Consider the following 24014-nt stretch of genomic DNA (forward strand, 5'->3'; position numbering starts at 1 on the left):
AAGCTTCTTTCGACCTATCGGAAGAAGCTTTTTTTAGCTTCTTCTGAAAAAAATAGGAAAATCTTGTATAAGTTGTTTTGTTGTGATTAATGAATTTAATTTATTAATTGTAAAAAACAACCACATCATGAAATTAGAAACAAAAATTGTACACATTTCTAAACCAGATGAATTAACGGGAGCAATCTCTACTCCTATTTACCAAACATCTTCTTATGTACAGGAAGCACCCGATGTAAATAAAGGTTTTGCTTATACACGTACCGGAAACCCCACTCGGAAAGTAGTAGAAGAGGCTATTGCTGAATTGGAAATGGGTACTAACGGGTTTGCTTTTGCCTCGGGATTAGCTGCAACAGATTGCGTGTTGAAATTATTAAAACAAGGAGATGAAGTAGTAGCTGTAAACGATGTTTATGGGGGTACTTACAGAGTATTAACTACTATATATAATCGTTTGGGAATCACTTCTAAATTTATTGATACTACAGATATTGAAAATGTTAAAAATGCGATTTCTTCTAAAACCCGCTTTATATGGTTGGAATCTCCTACAAATCCGACTTTAAAAATTTCAGATATTGCCGAAATTTCAAAACTAGCAAAAAGTGTAGGTGCTTTGCTGATAGTAGATAATACATTTTTATCTCCTGTACTCCAAAACCCTATAGAATTAGGTGCGGATATAGTGGTACACAGCGGTACCAAATATTTATCCGGACATGGAGATGTTTTAAGTGGTTTTCTAGTTGTAAAAGATCCCAAACTAGCTGAAGAACTAAAATATATACAAAACACAACCGGAGGAGTTTTGTCGCCTTTTGATAGTTGGCTTACCCTAAGGGGAATACAAACACTTCCTTTAAGAATGAAAAAACATTCTGAAAATGGGCTAAAAGTAGCAGAATTTCTGGTTAATCATCCTAAAGTAGATAAAGTATATTATCCGGGCTTAAAAGGACATAAAAATCATGAAATTGCAGCAAAGCAACAAAAAGCATTCGGAGGTATGGTTTCATTTAGTTTGAAAGATGATACTATTGCTGCTGCTACAGATTTTTTAACTCGTACAAAAATATTTCTTTTGGCGGAAAATTTAGGTGATGTAAGAAGTTTAGTAAGCCACCCTGTAAGTATGACTCATAAATCTACCCCTATAGAAGTGCGAAAAGCCTCAGGAATACAAGATTCTCTTATTCGTTTATCTGTAGGTATAGAAGATATAGAAGATTTACTGGAAGATTTAAAACAAGCCTTATCTTAAAAAACTTAGGTTCTAATTATAGATTATGACAAAAAAAAGATTAAAACTGGGCATTTTCGGTTTTGGTTGTGTGGGTACCGGTTTATATAAAGTTTTGGAAGAAGCCGGAAGTGTGGAAGCCAATATCAAAAAAATATGTATTAAACATGCCGATAAACCCAGACCAATAAATAAAAGATATTTTACAACCGATAAGAAAGAATTACTTTTAGACCCTGAAATTAATGTGATTGTAGAATTAATTGATGATGCTGAAGCTGCTTTTGAAATAGTTTCTAAAGCTATGAAAAACGGAAAAGCGGTAGTTTCAGCAAATAAAAAGATGATAGCGGAACGTCTGCCAGAGTTATTAAAACTGGAACAAACCTATAAGGTTCCTTTTTTATATGAAGCCTCAGTATGTGCCAGTATCCCCATCATAAGAAATCTTGAAGAATATTATGATAATGATTTATTAACCTCTGTATCCGGTATTTTTAATGGATCAACTAATTTCATTCTTACTAAAATGATAAATGATCATGTATCTTATCCGGTTGTTTTAAAAGAAGCCCAAGAAAAGGGATTTGCAGAATCTGATCCAACATTGGATGTTGAGGGAATTGATCCTAAATATAAATTATGTATAATACTTTTTCATGCTTTTGGACTTATAACTCAACCCAAAGATATTTTCAATTTTGGTATTTCCAGAATTAGTGATTTTGATCTTAATTTTGCCCAACAAAGGAATTATGCTATCAAATTAATAGCCAAATGTAATAAAAACGGTAATGAAATAACCGGCTTTTGTGCTCCTACTTTTATAGAAAAGGAAGATCCTTTGGCGCATGTGAAATATGAATATAATGGAGTGGTTTTGGAGAGTGCTTTTTCTGAAAATCAACTTATGATAGGAAAAGGAGCTGGTGATAAGCCTACTGGTTCTGCAGTTTTATCAGATATATCTGCCTTAACTTATGATTATAAATATGAAAATAAAAAATATAAACATGTTGATAAAAATCTGAAGCTTGTTAATAATGGCACTTATAAAGTATATGTAAGATATAATGATACTTTCTCAAATTTTGAAGACTTTAGTTCTATTGAAGAAAAATTTACCAGTCCTTATGGTAACTATTTTATAGGTAGTATTAATCTTGAAACTTTATCAAAATCTCAATGGATTAAAAATAAAAATATTAATATAATTTTTATAAGTTAATTTTTGAAATAGTATTTCTTTTAATTATCCATAAATGAAGTAAAGAAGCGAAATATTTAAATATACTTCGCTTCTTCTCTTACAAAAAGATTAGAGATATCGCCTACTTTATTAATCAAATATTTTCTTATATCTATGACAATATGGTAGGCTTCCTTTATGTTCATAATATTGTTGATGATATTCTTCTGCTTTCCAAAACGTACTGGCCGGCTTTAACAAAGTTGCTACTTTATAACCTCTATTAAGTAATATATTTATATATTTTTCTGCAATTTCTTTTTCCTTTTCATCTGAATAAAATATACATGAAAGATATTGTGGACCAATATCTGGACCTTGACCATTGGTTTGAGTAAAATCATGGGTTTCGAAAAATAATTTTACTAATTCTTCATAAGAAGTCTTATTATAAGGATCATAAGAAACTTCCGTCGTCTCCAAATGCCCAGTATTTTTTTTACATACTTGTTCATAAGTGGGGTTATCTACATATCCTCCCATAAATCCTACTGCTGTATGAACCACTCCAGAAGCTTTCATAAAATAATATTCTGTTCCCCAAAAACATCCGGAAGCAAAATATGCTTTTTTTAGGTTGTTACTCATCTGTTTCAGGAATAAATTTTAAAGAAATAGAATTCACACAGTGGCGTGTATTTTTAGGAGTAAGTCTCTCACCTTCAAAAACATGCCCTAAATGAGCCCCACAATTATTACAAACGATTTCTATTCTATGTCCGTCTGCATCTAAAACTCTTTTTATAGCTCCGGGTATTTCATCATCAAAAGAAGGCCAACCACAATGAGAATCAAATTTATCTGAAGATCTGTATAAAGGTGTTCCACAGCGTCTGCATACGTAAGTACCTTTCCTCTTATTGTTTAAATATTCTCCTGTAAAAGGATATTCTGTTCCTTTATGTAATATAACCGCTTCTTCTTCAGGAGTTAAAATATTATATTCTTTTTTCATTTTATTAAAACTTTTTATGTGATTAATGTAATTGCAAAATTTAAACCAAAAAAGCTATCCGTTAATGGATAGCTTTTAGATCTTGTTTGTTTAAATATCTGTCATTCAACTATTTTTATTTCTATTTTTCGTGAAAAATACATTAATAAACCAATAATAATGAAGAGCCCTATACTTCCTGCCAATAAAGCTAATTCATCTAATTGAATAATTATAAATATATAGCCATACAATAAAGTTAGCACTATAAAAACGCCTCCCATTATTTTTGTATTTTTCACAATTCCTTTTATAAACCAACAAATTAACAATTCAGTAGCTGTTGCTGAAATAATGTAAGATTTATTAAATCCTATATATTCTGAAAGTGAAAGAAGCAAAAGATAAAATACAGTTAGGGCCAATCCTACCAATATATATTGTATAGGATGTATTTTTAATTTATTAATAATTTCTATAAAGAAAAAGGTTACAAAGGTTAATCCTATAAAGAGTATTGAATATTTAGCTACTCGATTTGTTTTGCCATATTCATCATTAGGCTGTATAATTTGTACCCAAAACTTAGCTTTTTGAAGATTATTTGTACTTTTTAAAATTTCTTCTGATTTCCGAGCCGGAACTGTCCATTCTATTTTTTTAGTTTTATTATTTATATTTTTTACTATGGGAGATTCGTTTCCATCAAATTTTAAATCTTTAATATCTGTTTGTAAACTAATTTTTGTATTTTTAGAGATAGGTAAAAAATTCAGAGAGTTCATTCCTTTTACAGATAGAGGTATCTCAATTTTAATATTATTAGTATCTGCAAGATTTACCGGAACTGCAAATTCGTCAATCCATTTAATTTGAATCGGCTCTTCTGAATCTTTTGAAGATATTTTTTCACCAGTATCTATAGTGCCATCTACTTCTGCTAAATATGTTTTCCCTTTTATAATAAAATTCAAATTTTCATTCAATCCGTTGCTGTCACTTATTCCAAATACTATTTTTGCTTTTTCCCATTCATAATTTATATCATTGTCTGCTTCTATTAAATTTTTATAATTAAAATCGGCACTTATATTCATTTTCGCTTGGTAAAGCATAACATCAAAAATTCCTCTATATTTTGGCAATGCATCTAAATTACCCATAATAGATAATTTATTAGGAGAAAGATACACATAATCTATTTTTATCTTTTTATCGGGGTCTATAATTTTATAGGGAACTTTTATAAATGGGCCATATAACGTTTGCTCTGTGCCAAATTTTGCTCCTACTTCATTTATTACTATTTCTTTTCTTTCTTTTCTTTCTTTTATTAAATTGAGTATAAAAGGAGTAGGAATAAGCATGATTAAAATAAGTACTATAACAATAAGTCCTTTAACCAATATATTTTCATTTATTTTTTGTTTCTTTTTTTGTAATGTCTTTTTAGTTTCTGAATTCTTATTAGCAAATAATTCATTTTTGGTTTGTAATTTTTGATCTTCTGGTTGATTTTGATTTTCCATGGTTATAAGTATTAATTTTAAATATTATATATAAAAGTACTTTGAATTACAAAGTATTTAGTCAAAAAAAATTATTTCATTTTTTTTATTATTTTTTCTAATGCATCTAAATGTTTGAGAAAAGCTTCTTTACCTTTACTTGTTGCACTATAAGTTGTATGAGGTTTCCTTCCTATAAATCCTTTTTTTACAGATATATATTCATTTTCTTCTAAGTTTTTCAAATGAGAGGCCAAATTTCCATCTGTTAATTGTAATAATTCTTTCAAATCATTAAATGCCAAGACTGAATTTACTGAAAGTATACTCATAATTCCAACACGAATACGATTATCAAATATTTTATTTAAACTATTTATATTAATAGGCTCCATTATATATTTTCTTTTCAATCATATTTTTTCCACAAAATTATACCATAAATTATATGTAATACCCCAAAACCTATAATCCAAAATATTAAAGAATAAGTGATGAAAAAAGTGGATAATATACCCAACATTATTTCTAATATTCCGACTATTCTTACTTCATCTAAAGTATCTCTAGATACTGTAAATAAAGACAATCCATAAAAAATTAAAGTAGCTGAAGGTATTAAAATTGTACAATTATAATTTATAAGAGCAATAGAAGCCATCCCACCAGTAAACAAGGGTATAGAAAAATTTATAAACATTCTTTTAAATACATGGTTTATTAGTTTTTCTCCCTTTCTTATAACTTTTCTTATTGAAAAATAAATTCCTCCGATAACGGCTAAAAATAAGGTGATCAATGCTAAATATAATAAAACATTATAAGAACTAGATTTGGATGGCGGAATGAAAGTTGTTTTTACTAAATAAATAGCAATAAAACCAGATATTAGGCCACATGAACCTATCCAAATCCCGCTCCAGCCACTCATACTTAAAAATTGAGAAGATTTCTTAATATAAGTTCTAATCTCCTGAATACTTTCTAAAGGGTTTAAATTACTATTCATATATAAAGTACTTTGAAAAACAAAGTTATAAATTATATTTTATATTTTTTTTAATTATATTGAAAAATATTTATTAAACTTTAAAATGTAAAATTTATAGAACAGAATTCTAATGAGTTATCATTATTATAACTAACAATAATTTTTAATATAATATATGAATATATAAGAAATTAAAACAATTGTTTCTTATATAAATATCTATATGAGCATGAGATTATACTATAACAAAAACAAAATTTCGTGTAATTAATTTAAAGTAAAATAATTAAATTGCAATATAATTTTTTATTTACAAAAAAACTGTATCAATAAGATACAGCTTTTTGATTGGATATATTAAAATAAATTATTCCTCTTCTTCTTCATATTTATCAATTTCATCATCACAAAAGTCAAATGCTTGTTGTATAAGATGATTTACTTCATTAGTTATTTCTTCTTCCTCACCTTCTAACTCATCAAACCATTCAACTTCTTCCTCTTCAACATTTAAAATAAACCTAGGAAACTCGGTGTGAACGACATATAAATCATCAGGAAAATCAGAGTTATCTGCCATTAAAAATTTTGGTAATTTCATAAATTATTATATTTATATTGTTAATCTTCAAGTAAATTTTTAAGTTTTAATAATTCGGATTTTACTGCTTGCAGCCTTGTTATAATTTCAATTTTTTTTTCTAAATTCTTTTCCGTTTGTAAAACCGTTCTTGCTCCCTCTAAAGTATAACCTTTTTCTTTAACTAAATGATAAATAATTTTTAGGTTATCTATATCTTTTGGCGTAAAAAAACGATCTCCTTTTTTATTTTTTTTAGGAGAAATTATATCAAATTCTTTTTCCCAGAACCTAATTAGAGATGTATTTACGTTAAAAGCTCTAGATACTTCTCCTATAGAATAATATAATTTATCTGGAAGTTGAATATTCATGCAACAAATCTATATTTTTAAATTTTGCAATGTGCTAATTTAACAAATTTATAAGAATTGAAAAATAAATACATTTTTAAATAATTTTTTTATATTTGTTGAGTTTTGGTGTTTTTTATATATAAAATATTAAACTTAATAGGGAATTTGGTGAAAATCCAAAACAGGCCCGCTGCTGTAAGCTTCTAAATAGTTTTAAGAATAAAAAAACAACCACTGAATAGCTTAATATTTGGGAAGGTTTTCTTAAAATGAAGTAAGTCAGAAAACCTGCCAATTCTGAAAATGATATAAGTTAAACGCTTTCGTGGAATGAAGCTAAAACATCTAAAAGTTTTTTACAGATTACTTTTTCTGTTTATATTTCATGTTAGCCTTTAATAATATATTACTTAATATTATAACAGATTGGCTTACAAATGACTAAATACAATTCTACAATTTTTTTAATATTTCTGTGTATCTGTATTCCTTGTTTAATTGTATTTTCTCAGGAAAAAAAAGATACTACACAAATACTTGAAATCCCCGAGGTCATTTCTATCGGAAAAATTGAAAAAAATGCAATTATTCCTTATCAAAAATTAGAGGGTAAAGAATTGGAAACTTTAAACAGCCTATCTGTAGCTGATGCGCTTAAATTTTTTTCGGGGGTTCAACTCAAAGATTATGGAGGAGTCGGTGGAATGAAAACCGTAAATATCAGAGGAATGGGAAGTCAACATGTGGGAGTTTTTTATGATGGTATTCAGCTAGGTAACGCTCAAAATGGGACCGTAGATTTAGGAAAATTTTCATTAGATAATCTAGAATCTATATCTCTTTACAATGGACAAAAAAGCGAAATATTCCAACCTGCAAAAGATTTTGGATCTGCAAGCAGCATTTATTTAAAAAGCAAAATTCCTCAATTTAAAGAACAGAAGAAAACAAATTTAAGTATGAACTACCGTTCCGGGTCCTTTAATTTAATAAATCCTTCTATTAATTGGGAACAGAAATTATCTGAATCTCTAAATTCATCTTTAAATTTTGAATATGTTAATTCCAACGGAAAATACAAATTCCGCCAAAGTGAAAGAGCCAGTAATGGATCGATCATATGGGATACCACAGCAATTCGTCAAAATGGAAATATAAACGCCTTTCGGGCAGAAGCTGGACTTTTTGGTAAATTATCTAAAGGAATATGGAATATCAAAGCTTATTATTATGATTCTGAAAGACAAATTCCAGGAGCAATTGTTAAAAATGTATACCATAGATATGAAAAACAATGGGACAGAAATTTTTTTATTCAAGGATCTTTAGAAAAAAAAATTACTTCTAAATATAAATTTTCTTTTAATGCAAAATATGCCTATGATCATACACATTACCTGCAAAACGATATTAAAAGCAAATATATAAACAATACTTTCAAACAGAAGGAATTTTATTTTTCATGGGTTCAGCAATATTCGTTTTTTTCATTTTGGGATGCCTCATTATCAGCAGATTATCAATATAACAGTTTAGATGCAGATCTTCCTTTTTTTGCATTCCCTGATAGAAATTCGGAACTAATTGCCGCAGCTACTTCTTTACATTTTTCTAGATTTAAATTTCAGGCTAGTTTGCTAGGTACTTATATTCAGGAAAAAATTAAAAAAACTTCTTTATCTCAAGCATCTCCAAACAAAAAGGAATATACACCTTCTGTTTTTATTTATTTTAAACCATTCAGAGCTTTAGATTTTGATGTTCATGCATTTTATAAGCGAATATTCCGAATGCCTACATTTAACGACTTATATTATACAGATTTCGGAAACTCTCTTTTAAGACCTGAATATACCACCCAATATGATGCAGGCATTAATTATAGCAAATATTTTAACTCTGGGATATTTTATCAGGTAGAATTAGAAACAGATGTTTATTATAACGAAGTTAGAGATAAAATTATAGCATATCCTAAAGGTCAACAATTTCGCTGGACTATGTTAAATTTAGGAAAAGTTCGTATACGCGGAATCGATATATCGGCCTTAACCTCCTACAAACTATACAAAAACCTATTACTAAATCTAAAAGCAACATATACCTATGAAGATGCTCAGGATATATCTTCCCCTACTCTATATAATTACAAAAATCAGATTCCATATATACCATGGAATAGTGGAAGTTTATTGATAAGTATTTTATATAAAAAATGGAATCTGAATTACAGTTTTATTTATACAGGAGAAAGATATAACCAGCCGGCTAATATTCCTGCTAATTATGAGAAAGAATGGTATACTCATGATTTCTCATTAACACATGATATTTCTTTAAAAATTATGAACCTAAAAGCAGGAATCGAAATAAATAATATTTTTAATAAACAATACGCAATTGTAAGAAACTATCCTATGCCCGGACGAAATTACAGGCTTTCACTTAAAATTAACATATAAAAATTAATAATATGAAACTAAAAAAATTACTTTTTCTTTTACTACCACTCTTTAGCTTAATAGGGTGTAATGATGATGATGATTGGAACAATTCTCCTCCAGTTATAAACAAACAATCTTCCGGTATTTATATTTTAAACGAAGGGGTATATGGACAAAATAATTCTACTTTAGATTTTTGGAATTTTAATACCGGCAAATATACCTTATCTTTTTTTACTCAAATAAATCCACAACAAGCAGGTTTAGGAGATACAGGGAATGATATTGCTGCTTATGGAAACAGATTATATATTGTTGTAAACGCTTCTAATTATGTAGAGGTTATCAATTTAAAAACCGGAGAGCATATAGGAAAAATTGAGGGTATAGCAAATGGACGAAATATCACTTTTCACAATCAATATGCATACATCACTTCTTATGCGGGACCTATGGTTGGCACTAAACAATTAGGGTATGTCTATAGAATTGACACTGCAAATATAAAGAATACGGAAGATAAGGTTGTTGTAGGTTATCAACCGGAAGGGCTTACGATTGCCAATAATAAACTCTATGTAGCTAACTCTGGAGGATATCTTACAAACTATGATAATAGAGTATCTATTATTGATCTCGATAGTTTTAAAGAAATAAAAAAAATAGAAGTGGCTACTAATCTTTCCAAAGTTAAAAAAGATAAGAATAATGTAATATGGATAACTTCCTTAGGAAATTATAAAACAATACCAGGAAGTATTTCTGCTATTGATCCATCTACGGATACTGTAATTAAAACTATAAATATTCCGGTAAGCAATTTTGATTTCTATGGAAATGAACTTTATTATTATAGCGTTGACTGGTCTACAAACCAACCTAAAAGTACTTATGGTAAAATCAATATTATTACCAAAGAAAAAATTTCAGGAAGTTTTATTAGTGAAGCAGATAAAAATAAAATTGAGTCTCCTTATGGTTTAGTTATTAATAAAGAGAATGGCGATATATTTATAGGAGATGCATCAAATTACGTCAACCCCGGAAAAATATTTTGGTTTGATAAAAACGGTAATTTAAAAAATTCGCAAACAACGGGTGTAATGCCAGCTCATTTTGAATTTTTAAAATAAATTTAAAATTAAGTATCTATTCTTCCACAAACTTATTTGTGGAAGATTTTTATTTACTTCCCTAAATTATTATTTTTTCTTTATTATAAATTAAAAGTGTTATTCACAATTATTATTTGATGCCGATTTGTTCTTTATTAAAGTCTGTAAATGAATATATTTTATTTGATAAATTATTCTTTTTTACTAGCACAAAATTGATTACTTAAATTTCGCACTTTGAATGAAATATATTAACTTTGCCTCCTACAAACTAGGTAAAGTAAATCGTAATTTAAATGAGTGTTATTATTATACTATTTATAACAGCTATTTTAGCGTTATATTCAGGAGTTTTAGGGACAGGAAAATACTCTCAGCCGATATCCATTATGGGTTTAATTATAGCTTTTATGGGTACTTTTTATGGAGATTTTTCTTTTTTTGAACAATATAAGTTTATGTTCAATTTTGATCATAGTGCTCAAATATTTACACAAATTTCAATTATCACTACTTTATTAATTTTTGCATTAGGGAGATTTGCTTTTAAATTGATAGACCACCATCAGGCAGAAATTTACAGCCTTTTATTATTTTCCCTTTGTGGAGGAATTATACTCTTTAGTTTTCAAAATCTTGTAACCTTATTCCTTGGAATAGAAATTTTATCTATTCCTCTATATGTTTTAGCCGGAAGTAATAAAATAGATTTACGATCCAATGAAGCTTCAATTAAATACTTTCTAATGGGGGCTTTTGCTACAGGTTTTTTGTTATTTGGAATAGCTTTAATATATGGTACTACCGGTTCTTTTGACATTTCTACTATCAGACAATATAGTATCAATACATTGCATTTTCCTACAATATATATTACAGGGATTATTCTTATGTTAGTAGGTTTACTTTTTAAAATATCTATTGCTCCTTTTCATTTCTGGGCACCGGATGTTTATGAAGGTTCCCCTTCTCTAATTACTGCTTTTATGGCTTCTGTAATAAAAATATGCGGTTTTGTTGCTCTATATAAATTATTAGAATTTGTTTTTGTAGGTCAACTGAACGATTGGCAATACATTATATTCTACTTAGCAATTATAACTTTACTTACTGCCAATATTATTGGTGTTTTGCAAAGGAATGCTAAAAGGATGTTGGCTTATTCAAGTATATCTCATGCCGGATATTTACTTCTTATTTATTTTAATTCGGATGCCAATTCTATATATATTTTAGCTTTCTATTTATTAGCATACTCTTTATCTACTGTTGGGGTATTTGCCAGTTTAATTTATATTGAAAGAGTATCACATGGTATGACTGATATATGTATGTTTAATGGTTTAGCTAAAAAACAACCTATTTTAGCATTAACTACAACTATTTCTCTTTTATCAATGGCCGGTATTCCTTTAACTTCCGGATTTATTGCTAAATTTAGTTTATTTACTCAAACTTTAAAAACTCAACCTATTTTGGTTATTGTTGCTATCTTAGGTTCTGCTATAAGTATTGCTTATTATCTAAAAATAATTATAGCCATGTATTTTAATTCCGAATATAAAGAATTAACAGTGGCAAAAAAAGCTCCTTTTACCTATAATCTAGTTGCTATAATCGTTATTGTTTTAATTATCGCATTAGGTGTATATCCTGAACCTTTATTTAATTGCTTAGAGCTTATCTCTTTAAGATAAGTATAAAATTTATTTTATTTATAGGCGGTAAAACGAAATGTAAATTTTATAGCATTATTATATCATTTATATTACATTTAATTAGGCTATATTTAATTATAGTTATCGATAGGTATTGTAGCCGTTTTTTTATATCCATGTTTGAGTTTTATTATACTCTGAATTTTTAATTGATTTCTTCTTTTATAAAAAAGACAAATTACATGACTTTTCGCATTATTAATATTATCATCCTCCTTTTATTAAAACAAAACCATTGAAATGAGAATAGTAAATTTATTATTGAAAAATTATTATTAAAATAACATTATAGGGGTATATTGATAATATAAATGATAAAGTTATATTTTTTAATATTTAAGTATTTTTATTTTTTAAAATCTTAACTAAGTATTTAGGATCTTCTTTATATCCCTGACGTGCATAAAATTTCTGCGCTAATTTTCTACGTTCCTGAGTATGTAGCTCAATTCTATCGCACTTTTTTTCTTGAGCTAATTTCACACAATATTCTTCTATTTCTTTTCCGATACCCCTACTTCTGAAATCTTGATCTACTGCAAAATAATTTATTCTTAAATAATCCCCTTCTCTTGCTATTTGAGGTATGTAATGTAAAGATATAAAAGCCACAACTTTTTCGTTTACTTCGTAAACTAATAACTCTGCGTCGGGATGGTTTAATAAGATTTCCATTTTCTTTTTCACAAAAGATTCTGTTTGTGGATAATCTAACTGATCTAATAATTTTTTAATATTATAATAATCAGAAATATAGGCCTTTCTAATACTCATAATAATAAATTCTCTTATTTATATCGCTGGTTCTTGCTGACTCAAACAATGGAAACTGCCTAATCCCCATATAATATCAGTAGAATCTATCCCTATTACTTTTCTATCTGGAAAATGTTCTTGAATGATTTCTAGTGCTATTGTATCATTTTCACAATTATAAATAGGAACGATAACACTTGTGTTAGCTATATAAAAATTAGCATAAGAAGCCGGTAATCTTTCTCCTTGATAAAATACAGGTTCCGGCATTGGTAATTCAATTACTTTTAAAGATTTTCCATTAAGTAATTTCATTCTTTTTAACTGAGATAAATTATTTTGCAGAATATTATAATTTTCATCTTCAGGATTAGCTTCAACTACTGTTAAAACGGTGTCTTCATTAATAAATCGGACAGTATCATCTATATGTCCGTCTGTATCATCTCCTATTATGCCTTCCTCAATCCATAAAACTTGTTCAACTCCATAATAATCTTTCAGATATTTTTCAATTTCTGATTGTGACAATTTTGGATTTCTATTTTTATTTAATAAACAGGATTTGGAAGTTAAAACGGTACCTTTCCCATTAAATTCCACCGCTCCTCCTTCCATAATAATTCCCGGAGAAAAAACAGGTAATCTATTTTCTTTAGCTATACATAGTGGTATTTGATTGTCCAAATCATATGGTGGGTATTTATTTCCCCATGCATTATATTCCCAATTCACTATTGCTTTTTTATATTTAACAGCACCTGGATTTATAAGAAATGCGGGCCCATGATCTCGACACCATGCATCATTGGTAGGATGGATATAAAAATTAATTTTATCTAAATTAGCTGTTGTTTTCTTTATATATGTAAGTGCAAATTCCTTCATTTCAACACTTACTACATTAATGTTTACTAATTCACCTTTTGTTAATTCTGCAATAAATTTTGCATAAGGTAAATATATTTTTTCTATTTTTCCGGGCCAAGATAATTCTTTATGTGGCCAGGATAGCCATGTAGCTTTATGAGTTGTAAATTCTGCTGGAAAAAAATAACCTAGTTCTTTAGGAGTTTTTCCTATGAAATTTTCAGGTGTATATTTTTTATAATCTTTTATGGACATAGTAAATGTAATGTCTATTTAACATTAAAAAAACTGCAATTTAATTATTTTTATATAAAATTTTATCATTAGTTTTCTAGGATTTTAAGTTAAAAAAGTTAATTTTGTAAGCATTTATCAGAATAATAAACGTGATTCAATCTATAAAAAAACATAAAAAACAAATTACTTTATTTTTTATTGCAGGAGTATTAAGTGCTATTATTGAAATTTCATTAATGAAGTTACTAAGCCTTCCCCAAATACTTCCTCGTTTATTTTCATTTGAAAATAAAACAAATGCTTATCCTTTATCAAATATTTTATCTACGGGTAGTGGTATACTCAGTAATTATTTTTTTAGTATTTACTTTGTTTTTGAAAGAGGTAAACATTCAAAGAAAAAGGAATTTTCATTATTTCTTATTCTTTCTATAATTACAATGTTTCTAAGTTGGGCTATTTTTGGTTTTTTCCATTCATTTATTTATAAACCTGCAAACTTTGGAATAATAACTATAGGAGATATTGTGTTATGTAAAGGTATGGCAATATTTTTAGTTTCTTCTGTAAATTATATAATTAAAAAGAAAATTATATTTTCAAACTAAAATTTCATATTTTATTAGTCAAAACTACTTTTAAATTATCTACTTGAAGATTTATCATTCCACCTAAAATTATAGCTCTATTATCATATATATGTCCGGAAGGAAAGCCAAAGATTTTTGGTATATCATATTTTTTAAATCTTTCCGATATTATTTTATAAACATCTTCATCAAATGATTCATGATAATTCTTATTATTTTTTTCATCATCCATTTTAGTAAATGCTCCTACAATTAAACCTTTTATTCCCATAAAAATTCCTGCCCTTTCCATAGCTATAAGCATTCTGTCTATATGATAATAATTCTCATACCAATCTTCTATAAAAAGTATTTTATTTTTATAGTTATCTTGAGATTTACTTCCGATCAAACTATATAAAATAGATAAATTTCCTCCTGTAATTATACCCTTACATTCTCCTATCTGATTAAAAATGGAAGGTGGAATATTATATTGTAGAGATTTCCCTTCCAACACATCAAAGATAGAAAGGTAAGACTCTTCAGAATGCCCCTGAGAAAGGGGTTTGCATACTGTTGCATGTAATGTTTGTATCTTTCTTCTATTCATATGTTGATGAAACACTGTATTATCAGAATATCCTATTAACCATTTAGGATATTTTTTAAATTTATCAAAATTTAATGAATCTATAATTTGCACGCCTCCATATCCGCCTCTGGCACACCAAATAGCTTTTGCCTTAGGATGATCTAGAGCCCATTGCATATCTTCTGCCCTTTCTTGTGGTGTTCCTGAATAATTATATCCAAATGTATAATGATTAAATGTATTTTTGCCTATCTCGTAGTTCCAACCTTTAGAGAGAATTTTGTCTATTGTAGATTTTATTTGTTCAAATTGTACTACTCCGGCAGGAGCAACAATAACAATAAGATCTCCTTTTTTTAAAGATATCATATTATTTACCCTTTTTTATCTTCAGATACGAATTTTGAAAACCATTCCTTCAGTATTTTTTTATCTTTAGACGATAATTTTGCGTCTTTATGTATCCATAAATAACTATCTAAAGGCATCCAACCCTCATTCGCAGCTGCATAGAGTGATTCATAAATATGTTTTTTTTGATAGTTATTATATCTTCCAAACTCAGAAAAATTCAAATAAGACCTACCTTCATTTATATGGTCTTTTACATACCATGAAATGGGTGCTATATTTGTGTACCAAGGATATTTTGATTCGTTTGAATGACAATCATAACATGAACTTTTAAGAATACTTTCTACCTCTTTAGGAGCATGTGTAATAGTTACATAATTTTCTTCTGGCTTTACAATCGGATTATTTTTATCTATCCTAAAGAACTGCATAAATACAAACACAATTACAATAATGATCAATACCTTTTTCATTTCGTTTTAATTTTAAATTAGTTTATCCTTTTATTCTCTACAAAAAATAAACCAATTTAAAACCTATAATATCCAAGTTTCATTAATATTCCACAATGCACGAACATCTATGGGACTATTATAGAGATATGTTTTTTCTGCAGGTTTGAAATCATCTAAATCAACTGTATCCCAAAGCCCATTATTATTTTCATCTACTAAAATGCGAATCAGATACTTGCCCGGTAATAAATTTTTAAATTCAAACAAATCATTATCTCCATATAGGTTTTCAATAATTTGATATTTTTCTGTTAATAGTTGAAAAAAGAATTTAGACGTTGGCTTATTTTGTATTTTTATGCTTAAATTACCTAATTCTGTTTGTTTTTTGGTTTGAATACTGTAGGATAAAGTATCTGTATTTTCTTGTCCTAAAAAGTCTTTAAATGCGTTTGCATAAATTTTAATACTATATTGAGTATCAAAATTTATAGGAAATTTTATATTGATTTTATTAGAGTTTAAGGAATCTTTTTCAACAGTAAAATTTAATGGTTCTTTGTTTTTAAAGACTTCTATTTTGCTTTTATTAATTTCTGAAATATATGTACTTGAATTTAGTGTAAAATAATTAGATGGGGTAATTTCTTTTTCTTCAGGAACAAATGATAATTTAGTATTTAGTTGTTTATCATATATAGTTTTTAGGGTATCTGATTTATTCTGATATTGAACAAGAAATTTGATTTGCCCTTTTTTATTAATGTTTTTAATCTCTTTATTGTCAAAATAAACAAATAAACTATCTGAAAAATTGATATGTTGTATTTTTAGAGGGGGAAATTTCTTTTCTAAGGATTTTATTTCAACCTCTTTAGGATTTCCTTTAAATTTAAACTTAATAATCCCCTGCCCTGATTGTTCTGCACTTATTACTTTATATTTTTGTTTTATAGGAGATAATACTAAACTGTATTGAGAAGATGATATAGGATTTATTATATCTTCTGAAAAACCTGCAATTTCTTTATCCGGATCTATAATTAAATTAGAATTAAGATCATTAAAAGCTATTAAACGGTATCTTCCTTCATGTAAATGATTTAATTTAAAATTACCAGCAGAATCAATCTTTGTAATATAATAGGGTTTTCTTTTTAAATCAACAGAATCTTTTCCTAATGAATCTTTTTCTATTTTGTATAGAGAAACGAGGGTTGTAAGAGGTACAGTTTGTTCTAAACTTTGTTGAACTTTACCTGATAGCCATAAACTATCGATTACTTCACCCGTCGAAAAAATATAAGAAAAATTATTCAGCTTATTTCCTTCATTGTTATCTTGTATACTAGAGCCGAAATTTATCGTATAAGTGGTATTTTCATTCAAAGGTTCATAAAATTTTACAGAAACATACTTGCGTGCTATTGTAGAAGGTTCTATAGTGGGAGGAGTTCTGAGAGGTGGAGATATGATTACTTGTTTTGAAATATCCTTTACAAGGACATATTCATCAAAATTTAATATAATTTCTTTGATAGATTTATCTACTTTAGTTGATAAAGTATCTGGTTTTGAGCCTAAAAATTTTGGTGGAGTAATATCTTTAGGCCCACCACTAGGAGTACCCATTCTTGCACATGATGTAATACACAGACATAATATAAGCAAAGTAAAAGCTTTTTGCATAAAATTAAAATATGTTTTTACAAAGTTATTGATATTAAAAATTATTCTCATTTTAATGCAAATTATTTTTTTCATCTTTATTTTCTTCTTTTTCACTATTAACTAAAACTTTTAATTTCTGATATAAAAATGAAGTTGTTAATAATATTATACCTAATAAAACAAAGGAAATAATCTTACCTGTTTGTGGCATTTTCCAAACATCATATAAATAAAGCTTAAAAATAATCAGAATAAAAAGAAACATAGAAATTTTTCTGAAAATTAATTTTTTTTGCTTTATACCTATTATTATCATTAGTAAAGCGATGATCCCCCAAATTATGGAATATACAATTGTATGGACATTTTCTAATACACTTTTTGAATAAAATAATAAAACAATATTATCTATTTCGAAGCTTAATGCCAAAATTGATATTGAAAAAATTATCCAATAAATTATATCTCTATTTTTGAATATACTATTCTTAAAAAGATAATTCTGTAAAATAATGAACGCAGGTATTGTTAATATATGTAATATGTAAACACTATATAAAAAATCAGATGTTTTATTTTCTATATATGTAAAAACAATGCCTCTTAAATAGACTATAGAGTATATTACGGATAAAATAAGAAAAAAATAATAAAATCCTTTTTTTAATTGATATTTTTTCACAAGTATATATATGAGAATAAATAAATATATATATACCCCTTGAATTAAGTATAATCCGTAATTATTAAAGTAATATTGACAAATTTGATAAGTTAATTCTGAAAAAGGAATAATAAAAAGCAAAAGTAATAAGATTCCTCCTAAACACATTCTTAACTGACATATATTACATATATTTATTTGGAAAATTTTTATTGAGGTATTTTTCACTTTTTTTAATATAAATAAACTAATGCATAAATAACCTATAACTAAAACTCCCGTTATAAATATAGAATTTATGATAATAGGCAACTTTTCTATACTTGATATATAAGCTTTATAATAATCTATACTTAAAGCAAATAAGGTTAATAATTGTAAAAGTAAAAAACTGTATTTAAAAATTTCAATTTGTGTTTTTCTAAAAAGCCATATTAAAAGAACAGCTTCTACTCCCCAAAACATAGTAATTGCTTCCCCATTAAATTTTACAGGAATAGTCAAACTGATGAAAGAAATAACAATGCCTATTAATAAACGGAAAAATAATGTTTTTTGTTCCTTTATTTTTATCAATAATAAAATAGGTATACAATTTATGACAGCCATAAAGAGAGTAATCAAACTTTGCATAGCAGGTTCAAAAAGAGAGAAAAGAACTATATATAACAAAAAATTATTACTTAATATAATAAATACCTGAAAAAAATTTATTGTTCTAATTTTAAAATACTCAATTAAAACTAATACATAAAATTGTATGAAAAATAATAACCCAAAAATAACTGCTCCGTTTCTTTCCTTTATGGTATATGATAAAACTATCCATGAAATATAAAAAAGATATGTAAAAATATAACTTAATACACTTACAACTATCCATTTCTTTTTATATGCTAAAATTAACATTCCTGTATTAAGAATCAGTATATATGAAAATAATGTAGAATAGTTCCCATTATCTGAACTTACTAAAAGAGGTGAGGCAAAACCTCCTAAAATGGAAAATATAGCAATAACTTTATGATTATAGTAAATTGAAAGAAAAACTGCTCCAACAGTAATTGCTATTAAAATAATAAATGCAGTATTTTGAAAAAAAAGTTGGTATTCTCTAAAAGCTATGGTTACCGTTATATATAAAACTGAAATTCCTCCACCTGCTAAAATCCCTGAAAAATAAAGATATTTTTTTCTTAATTTATGAGCGATACCTATAATAATTAATCCTATTATAATACCTATACCCACACGGCCTTTTTCTCCAATCCAATTACGATCTATTGCATACTTAACAAAATAAGCTATTCCTAATATTAAGGTAGTAATACCTATTTTACTTAAAATATTTTCACCCAAAATCTTCTCTAAGTCAAATGAAGATTTTTTTCTTTTTACTTTTTGTTTAAGAATTGGGCTATTTTCATATTTTGGAATATCTTTCTTTTTATCATCAATTAAAGGTTTTGTTGGTATAGAAATATTAGCTTGTGAAGGGTTTAATTTTTTTTCTTTTATTTCTGAAGGGATTAGATTTTCAAACTTGGATGTTTTTTCTGAAATATTAGATACATCTTTTTCTTTAACTAAATTTAAAATATCATCTAATTTATTATTTAAATTTTTTATGTCTTGTTTTAACAAGTTAACATTTTTATTTATTTTCAAAAAAATTATATAAAAAACTAAAATAATAATAAATAAGAGTAAATATTCCATAAGTAAATTTAGATTATAAAAACAAATTTAAACATTAAATGTAAATGCTAAAAAATATAACTTATTAAAAAAATATTTCTAAATTTAATTAAGAGTAAACAAAAAACAACGCAATTTGACACTTAATCATAAAATACTACTTAATTAAATATTGATTAATAAATGTCTGGTATTGAATTCTCTTTTTGGATAAAAAGATTAGAATAATTTTTTTTATAAAAACTGACAATCATTCCAGCCACTTGATTATAGGCTATAATTCCATCCTGATTATTAGATTTTAGATATGTATTATTCATAAAGCTAAAAACATCTGCTCCCCAACCATGGTTTTCTTCATAATACTTTTTTTCTGATGCTCTATCTCTTTTCATTCCTTCTGAATAATTATTAAGTATTCTTTTCACGAAATCATGATCGTACGGATATATTTCTCTTAAAATATACTTTAGGGCTTTGTACTTTATACTATATTGAAAGTTTACATTTGAAGAGGATTCCCCCATATAAAATGCATAAAAATTAGCTTCATTTTCTGGTGCTACTCCTGCCTGATGGCCCATTTCATGAGCTAAAGTAAAAGGTAAAAATGTACCCGGTAAACCTTTAATAATCTGTGCTTCTCCTGTAAAGGGATTATAATACCCTGATACTCCCAATTTTTTCATTACAGAACTAAAAAAAGATTCTTTAACATTAGGTTTTTGTTTAGGTGAATTATAAAAAGCATTTTGTTCCCAATATAATGTTTGAATCATTTTATTTTCATCTACCCAAAAATTGTTTTTTTTATCTACGGTAACTTTTTTTCTTAATTCCCTACAATCATTTAATAGAACATTGGCTACTATCTTATATTCATTAAGAAATATTTTCTCTTCTTTCACATGGTATTGAGGGAAATTATTATATCCATACAATAACCCTATAGATAGCATAAATAAGCCATAAAATATATTAATTGTCCATAATATTTTTATAGTATAAGATTTTACAGACAATTTATCCTTTTTTGCCAAACCAACGACTATCTTTATTATCCAATATAAAAGTAAAATACAAAATAAAAGATATAAGACATCCCCTACTGAAAATTTAATAGAACCTAAAACTGTATTCTGTAAAAATTTTATTTTTATCAATAATGGGAAATACCAATTTCCAATAATATTTTTACTCATTTTTAAAAGCTGGAAAAAGAAAAACTGTAATAACAACATTGAAAGAAGTTTTTGATTATCCATTTTTATCTTTTTCTTCATTTTACTGAAATTTTATAGCCTTTATTGGGGTTATTTTAGAAATGAGGTAAGAAGGAATCAATAAAACCAAACCACTAATAACTAAAGCCGATCCTGATATAATGAGAATATGGAAAAAATTAATATATACAGGTACTGTGCTTACATAATAATTTTCCGGATTTAACTTTATTATTTCAAAATACTTTTGGATATAAAGCAAGACTATAGCAATAACATTCCCTATTATTAATCCTGGCAACATTATAAAAAGGGTGTAATTAATAAATATTTTTCTAATTTTTCTATTGGAGGCTCCTAGTGTTTTTAACATACCTATAGAATTAGTGCGCTCAATAATTAATATTAATAAAACCATTATTATATTAATTACGACTACTACCATCATAATGGTAAGAATAATAAGAATATTAGTATCAAAAATTTGGATCCAGTCATTAATTTGTGAGAATGTGGTTGTTGCCTTTTCAGCAAAATTATTATATCCCACAAATTCTTCGATATTATTAAAAACGGAATCTAAATCCTCAATATCTTTAATATATATATCATACCCCCCAATATCTCCCCTATTCCATTTATTTAACTTCTGAATATGTTGTATATCACCTATTAGGAAAACATCATCTATTTGCTTAATATCTGTTCTAAACAATCCTTTTAGTATAAACCTTCTGTATACAGGATCTTGATTTTCTTTAACAAAAAACATAATAAATGAAGAATTAATATCTAAATTTAATTCTTTAGCTATTTTTTCTGACATTATTACTTCATTACTAATCTCATTTACAGAGTATTGAGGGATAGACCCTTTAACCATAAATTTTTCAAACCTATCCCTATCAAAATCTGATGAAACCCCTTTCAATATAACTCCGGCAAAACTTGTTTGAGTTCGTATAACTCCACTTTTTGTAGCATATTCTTGAATTTTGGATACTTCACCATTCTCTTTTATATGATTTAACTGAACACTTTTTTTATTTAAACGGGAACTGTTGAATGAATTATTACTATCATAACTACGAATTGTAATATGTCCGTTAAAATCGGCCATTTTCTGCTTAATTGCTTTTTTAGACCCTAATCCGATAGCTAAAGTTATTACCGATACTATAATACCAATAGCTACTGCCGTCTGTCCAATACGAATAATGATCTGTGATAAATTTTTTTTATTACCTTTGGAAAAGGCAATTCTTTTTGATATGAACCAAGTAAAACCCAATTTTTCAATTTTCTTCAAATATACTTATTTGTTACTTATTTTTTTCTGTTTTTGTTTTATTTCCTTATCTGCACAGGACAAAAAAACTGTGGAAAAATATACAAATGAAAAAATTATTACGGGTGCTGATCAAGTAGATAAATACCTTCCTCTTCTTATAAATAAAAAAATTGCCATTGTAACTAATCAAACAGGAATAGTGATGATACCGTATATATATAATGCAGATACAAACGGGGGGTGTGCTCGGGCTCAAGGAATAGACACTTTATCAATTATCGATTTTCTTATAACAAAAAAAATAAATATAAGTAAAATTTTATCCCCTGAGCATGGTTTTCGAGGAAATATAGATGCCGGAGAACAAGTAAAGGATGAAATAGACCCAAAAACTAATATAGAAATAATTTCTTTATACGGAGAAAATAAAAAACCAACCGCAAAGCAATTAAAAAATATTGATGTTATTCTATTTGATATTCAAGATGTAGGAGTAAGATTCTACACCTATATTTCTACTTTACATTATGTTATGGAAGCAGCAGCTGAAAATAACATACCAGTGATTGTATTGGACAGACCTAATCCTAATGCTCACTATATAGACGGACCTGTTTTAAAAGATGAATATCGTTCTTTTGTGGGTATGCATAATGTTCCTGTAGTTTATGGAATGACTATTGGTGAATATGCGTTAATGATCAATGGTGAAAAGTGGTTGAAAAACAAAATTTCTTGTGACTTAACTATAATCAAACTTCAGAATTATAATCATAAGTTAAGATATTCTTTACCAATACACCCCTCACCAAATTTGAAAACAGACCATGCCATAAATTTATATCCCAGCTTATGTTTTTTTGAAGGTACTAATGTAAGTGTGGGAAGAGGTACCGATTTTCCTTTTGAAGTATTTGGTTCTCCATATAATTCAGCGTATTCTTATGAATTTATTCCTAAACCTAACCATGGAAATAAGAATCCTTTATATAATGGGCTGGTTTGTTACGGTCATGATTTGAGAAATATGCCTTTTCTTTCTGAAATAAACCTGGATTGGTTACTTACAATATATTATAATAGTACTAATAGTACAGATTTACCTGCAGGATATTCTTTTTTTAATAAAAATATTTTTTTTGATAAACTGGCTGGAACAAACCAATTAAGAGAACAAATAATAGCCGGAAAATCTGAAAAACAAATTAAAAAAACATGGAAAAAAGATCTTGATAAATTTAAAATAATACGTGAAAAATATTTACTCTACCCTTAATTTTAATCTAAAAATAAATTATAAAGGTCTATTAATTTAAAATTTAGAATAAAGGCTTATATTAACTATAAACAAGAGAAACTACTACTCTCTATCACTTTAAATGATAGTAAATAAAGAAGAGATATATTTTTTGAATTTAATGTATTTTTTATAAGACTATGAACGGTTATATATTTTAATTTTTCATCTCCTATTAGTTACAGAATCTTCACTT

22 protein-coding genes and 1 riboswitch are annotated in these 24014 nt (G+C 27.0%); of the genes, 7 read left to right on the forward strand and 15 right to left on the reverse strand.

What is annotated here, in order from left to right; all coding sequences use genetic code 11:
• Positions 1-127: 127 nt before the first annotated feature.
• Together C4S76_RS05435 and C4S76_RS05440 are read left to right on the forward strand one after the other, a co-directional pair.
• Entirely contained in the window at positions 128-1264 is a 1137-nt protein-coding gene (locus tag C4S76_RS05435; RefSeq protein ID WP_105193424.1) for a trans-sulfuration enzyme family protein, read from the forward strand.
• Between the two features lie 25 nt (positions 1265-1289).
• Positions 1290-2471: a homoserine dehydrogenase gene (locus tag C4S76_RS05440; protein WP_105193426.1), complete on the forward strand. Its 1182-nt coding sequence runs from the start codon at positions 1290-1292 to the stop codon at positions 2469-2471.
• Positions 2472-2582: 111 nt separating this feature from the next.
• Here the strand turns inward: C4S76_RS05440 and msrA are convergent, their stop codons facing one another.
• The 7 genes from msrA to C4S76_RS05475 all read right to left on the reverse strand — a co-directional run bounded on the left by msrA (position 2583) and on the right by C4S76_RS05475 (position 6879).
• On the reverse strand, positions 2583-3080 hold the full coding sequence (msrA, locus tag C4S76_RS05445) for a peptide-methionine (S)-S-oxide reductase MsrA (protein WP_105193428.1): 498 nt from the start codon (positions 3078-3080) through the stop codon (positions 2583-2585).
• Positions 3073-3447 (reverse strand): methionine-R-sulfoxide reductase, encoded by a 375-nt coding sequence (locus tag C4S76_RS05450; RefSeq protein WP_105193430.1) that lies wholly within the window; start codon positions 3445-3447, stop codon positions 3073-3075. The genes msrA and C4S76_RS05450 overlap by 8 nt, the downstream gene beginning before the upstream one ends.
• 101 nt (positions 3448-3548) lie before the next feature.
• Complete coding sequence (creD, locus tag C4S76_RS05455) at positions 3549-4955, reverse strand: cell envelope integrity protein CreD (RefSeq protein WP_105193432.1); 1407 nt, start codon at positions 4953-4955, stop codon at positions 3549-3551.
• Between the two features lie 71 nt (positions 4956-5026).
• Positions 5027-5329, reverse strand: a complete 303-nt coding sequence (locus C4S76_RS05460; protein ID WP_105193434.1) for a winged helix-turn-helix domain-containing protein — start codon at positions 5327-5329, stop codon at positions 5027-5029.
• A gap of 14 nt (positions 5330-5343) precedes the next feature.
• The gene (locus tag C4S76_RS05465) at positions 5344-5943 is read right to left on the reverse strand and encodes a hypothetical protein (protein ID WP_105193436.1); all 600 of its coding nucleotides are present in this window, start codon (positions 5941-5943) and stop codon (positions 5344-5346) included.
• A 349-nt stretch (positions 5944-6292) separates the two neighbouring features.
• Positions 6293-6526 carry a hypothetical protein gene (locus tag C4S76_RS05470; RefSeq protein ID WP_105193438.1) on the reverse strand — a complete coding sequence of 78 codons (234 nt, stop codon included), beginning with the start codon at positions 6524-6526 and terminating at the stop codon, positions 6293-6295.
• A 20-nt stretch (positions 6527-6546) separates the two neighbouring features.
• A complete protein-coding gene (locus C4S76_RS05475; protein ID WP_105193440.1) occupies positions 6547-6879 on the reverse strand; it encodes a MerR family transcriptional regulator in 333 nt (110 codons plus the stop codon).
• An 89-nt stretch (positions 6880-6968) separates the two neighbouring features.
• A riboswitch (cobalamin riboswitch) is annotated at positions 6969-7171 on the forward strand.
• A gap of 127 nt (positions 7172-7298) precedes the next feature.
• Between C4S76_RS05475 and C4S76_RS05480 the strand changes: the two genes are divergently transcribed.
• The 3 genes from C4S76_RS05480 (at position 7299) to C4S76_RS05490 (ending at position 12117) form a co-directional block, all read left to right on the forward strand.
• A complete protein-coding gene (locus C4S76_RS05480; protein WP_181044066.1) occupies positions 7299-9323 on the forward strand; it encodes a TonB-dependent receptor in 2025 nt (674 codons plus the stop codon).
• Positions 9324-9334: 11 nt separating this feature from the next.
• The gene (locus C4S76_RS05485; RefSeq protein ID WP_105193443.1) at positions 9335-10438 is read left to right on the forward strand and encodes a YncE family protein; all 1104 of its coding nucleotides are present in this window, start codon (positions 9335-9337) and stop codon (positions 10436-10438) included.
• A 278-nt stretch (positions 10439-10716) separates the two neighbouring features.
• Entirely contained in the window at positions 10717-12117 is a 1401-nt protein-coding gene (locus C4S76_RS05490) for an NADH-quinone oxidoreductase subunit N (RefSeq protein WP_105193445.1), read from the forward strand.
• Between the two features lie 357 nt (positions 12118-12474).
• On the opposite strand, the gene C4S76_RS05495 is transcribed toward C4S76_RS05490, so the two are convergent.
• Both C4S76_RS05495 and C4S76_RS05500 read right to left on the reverse strand, forming a co-directional pair.
• Positions 12475-12912 (reverse strand): GNAT family N-acetyltransferase, encoded by a 438-nt coding sequence (locus tag C4S76_RS05495; protein WP_105193447.1) that lies wholly within the window; start codon positions 12910-12912, stop codon positions 12475-12477.
• A gap of 18 nt (positions 12913-12930) precedes the next feature.
• Positions 12931-14019, reverse strand: a complete 1089-nt coding sequence (locus C4S76_RS05500; protein WP_105193449.1) for an agmatine deiminase family protein — start codon at positions 14017-14019, stop codon at positions 12931-12933.
• A gap of 131 nt (positions 14020-14150) precedes the next feature.
• On the opposite strand from C4S76_RS05500, the gene C4S76_RS05505 reads away from it, so the two are divergent.
• Positions 14151-14609, forward strand: coding sequence for a GtrA family protein (locus C4S76_RS05505; RefSeq protein ID WP_245915798.1), 459 nt, complete (start codon positions 14151-14153; stop codon positions 14607-14609).
• A gap of 4 nt (positions 14610-14613) precedes the next feature.
• Here the strand turns inward: C4S76_RS05505 and C4S76_RS05510 are convergent, their stop codons facing one another.
• The 6 genes from C4S76_RS05510 to C4S76_RS05535 all read right to left on the reverse strand — a co-directional run bounded on the left by C4S76_RS05510 (position 14614) and on the right by C4S76_RS05535 (position 22521).
• Complete coding sequence (locus C4S76_RS05510) at positions 14614-15534, reverse strand: S66 peptidase family protein (RefSeq protein ID WP_105193451.1); 921 nt, start codon at positions 15532-15534, stop codon at positions 14614-14616.
• 5 nt (positions 15535-15539) lie between these two features.
• Positions 15540-15992, reverse strand: a complete 453-nt coding sequence (locus C4S76_RS05515) for a heme-binding domain-containing protein (RefSeq protein WP_105193453.1) — start codon at positions 15990-15992, stop codon at positions 15540-15542.
• A 63-nt stretch (positions 15993-16055) separates the two neighbouring features.
• A complete protein-coding gene (locus tag C4S76_RS05520; RefSeq protein ID WP_181044067.1) occupies positions 16056-17663 on the reverse strand; it encodes an Ig-like domain-containing protein in 1608 nt (535 codons plus the stop codon).
• A gap of 52 nt (positions 17664-17715) precedes the next feature.
• Entirely contained in the window at positions 17716-19953 is a 2238-nt protein-coding gene (locus C4S76_RS05525; RefSeq protein WP_181044068.1) for a DUF2339 domain-containing protein, read from the reverse strand.
• Between the two features lie 230 nt (positions 19954-20183).
• Positions 20184-21290 (reverse strand): DUF3810 family protein, encoded by a 1107-nt coding sequence (locus C4S76_RS05530; protein WP_105193459.1) that lies wholly within the window; start codon positions 21288-21290, stop codon positions 20184-20186.
• Between the two features lies 1 nt (position 21291).
• Positions 21292-22521, reverse strand: a complete 1230-nt coding sequence (locus C4S76_RS05535) for an ABC transporter permease (protein WP_105193461.1) — start codon at positions 22519-22521, stop codon at positions 21292-21294.
• Here C4S76_RS05535 and C4S76_RS05540 point away from each other — a divergent pair.
• A complete protein-coding gene (locus C4S76_RS05540; RefSeq protein ID WP_394335585.1) occupies positions 22502-23797 on the forward strand; it encodes an exo-beta-N-acetylmuramidase NamZ family protein in 1296 nt (431 codons plus the stop codon). The genes C4S76_RS05535 and C4S76_RS05540 overlap by 20 nt on opposite strands.
• The last annotated feature ends 217 nt before the right edge of the window (positions 23798-24014 follow it).

Source organism: Apibacter adventoris (assembly GCF_002964965.1).
In the GTDB taxonomy this organism is placed as follows: domain Bacteria; phylum Bacteroidota; class Bacteroidia; order Flavobacteriales; family Weeksellaceae; genus Apibacter; species Apibacter adventoris.

What these genes read in the sequence shown, in the direction of transcription:
- C4S76_RS05440 (WP_105193426.1), top strand. Translation starts at nt 1,290, where the DNA reads ATGACAAAAAAAAGATTAAAACTGGGCATTTTCGGTTTTGGTTGTGTG.
- C4S76_RS05530 (WP_105193459.1), bottom strand. Translation starts at nt 21,290, where the DNA reads ATGAAGAAAAAGATAAAAATGGATAATCAAAAACTTCTTTCAATGTTG.
- C4S76_RS05435 (WP_105193424.1), top strand. Translation starts at nt 128, where the DNA reads ATGAAATTAGAAACAAAAATTGTACACATTTCTAAACCAGATGAATTA.
- C4S76_RS05475 (WP_105193440.1), bottom strand. Translation starts at nt 6,879, where the DNA reads ATGAATATTCAACTTCCAGATAAATTATATTATTCTATAGGAGAAGTA.
- C4S76_RS05450 (WP_105193430.1), bottom strand. Translation starts at nt 3,447, where the DNA reads ATGAAAAAAGAATATAATATTTTAACTCCTGAAGAAGAAGCGGTTATA.
- C4S76_RS05480 (WP_181044066.1), top strand. Translation starts at nt 7,299, where the DNA reads ATGACTAAATACAATTCTACAATTTTTTTAATATTTCTGTGTATCTGT.
- C4S76_RS05470 (WP_105193438.1), bottom strand. Translation starts at nt 6,526, where the DNA reads ATGAAATTACCAAAATTTTTAATGGCAGATAACTCTGATTTTCCTGAT.
- C4S76_RS05500 (WP_105193449.1), bottom strand. Translation starts at nt 14,019, where the DNA reads ATGTCCATAAAAGATTATAAAAAATATACACCTGAAAATTTCATAGGA.
- C4S76_RS05510 (WP_105193451.1), bottom strand. Translation starts at nt 15,534, where the DNA reads ATGATATCTTTAAAAAAAGGAGATCTTATTGTTATTGTTGCTCCTGCC.
- C4S76_RS05460 (WP_105193434.1), bottom strand. Translation starts at nt 5,329, where the DNA reads ATGGAGCCTATTAATATAAATAGTTTAAATAAAATATTTGATAATCGT.
- C4S76_RS05490 (WP_105193445.1), top strand. Translation starts at nt 10,717, where the DNA reads ATGAGTGTTATTATTATACTATTTATAACAGCTATTTTAGCGTTATAT.
- C4S76_RS05465 (WP_105193436.1), bottom strand. Translation starts at nt 5,943, where the DNA reads ATGAATAGTAATTTAAACCCTTTAGAAAGTATTCAGGAGATTAGAACT.
- msrA (WP_105193428.1), bottom strand. Translation starts at nt 3,080, where the DNA reads ATGAGTAACAACCTAAAAAAAGCATATTTTGCTTCCGGATGTTTTTGG.
- C4S76_RS05540 (WP_394335585.1), top strand. Translation starts at nt 22,502, where the DNA reads ATGAACCAAGTAAAACCCAATTTTTCAATTTTCTTCAAATATACTTAT.
- creD (WP_105193432.1), bottom strand. Translation starts at nt 4,955, where the DNA reads ATGGAAAATCAAAATCAACCAGAAGATCAAAAATTACAAACCAAAAAT.
- C4S76_RS05515 (WP_105193453.1), bottom strand. Translation starts at nt 15,992, where the DNA reads ATGAAAAAGGTATTGATCATTATTGTAATTGTGTTTGTATTTATGCAG.
- C4S76_RS05495 (WP_105193447.1), bottom strand. Translation starts at nt 12,912, where the DNA reads ATGAGTATTAGAAAGGCCTATATTTCTGATTATTATAATATTAAAAAA.
- C4S76_RS05520 (WP_181044067.1), bottom strand. Translation starts at nt 17,663, where the DNA reads ATGCAAAAAGCTTTTACTTTGCTTATATTATGTCTGTGTATTACATCA.
- C4S76_RS05485 (WP_105193443.1), top strand. Translation starts at nt 9,335, where the DNA reads ATGAAACTAAAAAAATTACTTTTTCTTTTACTACCACTCTTTAGCTTA.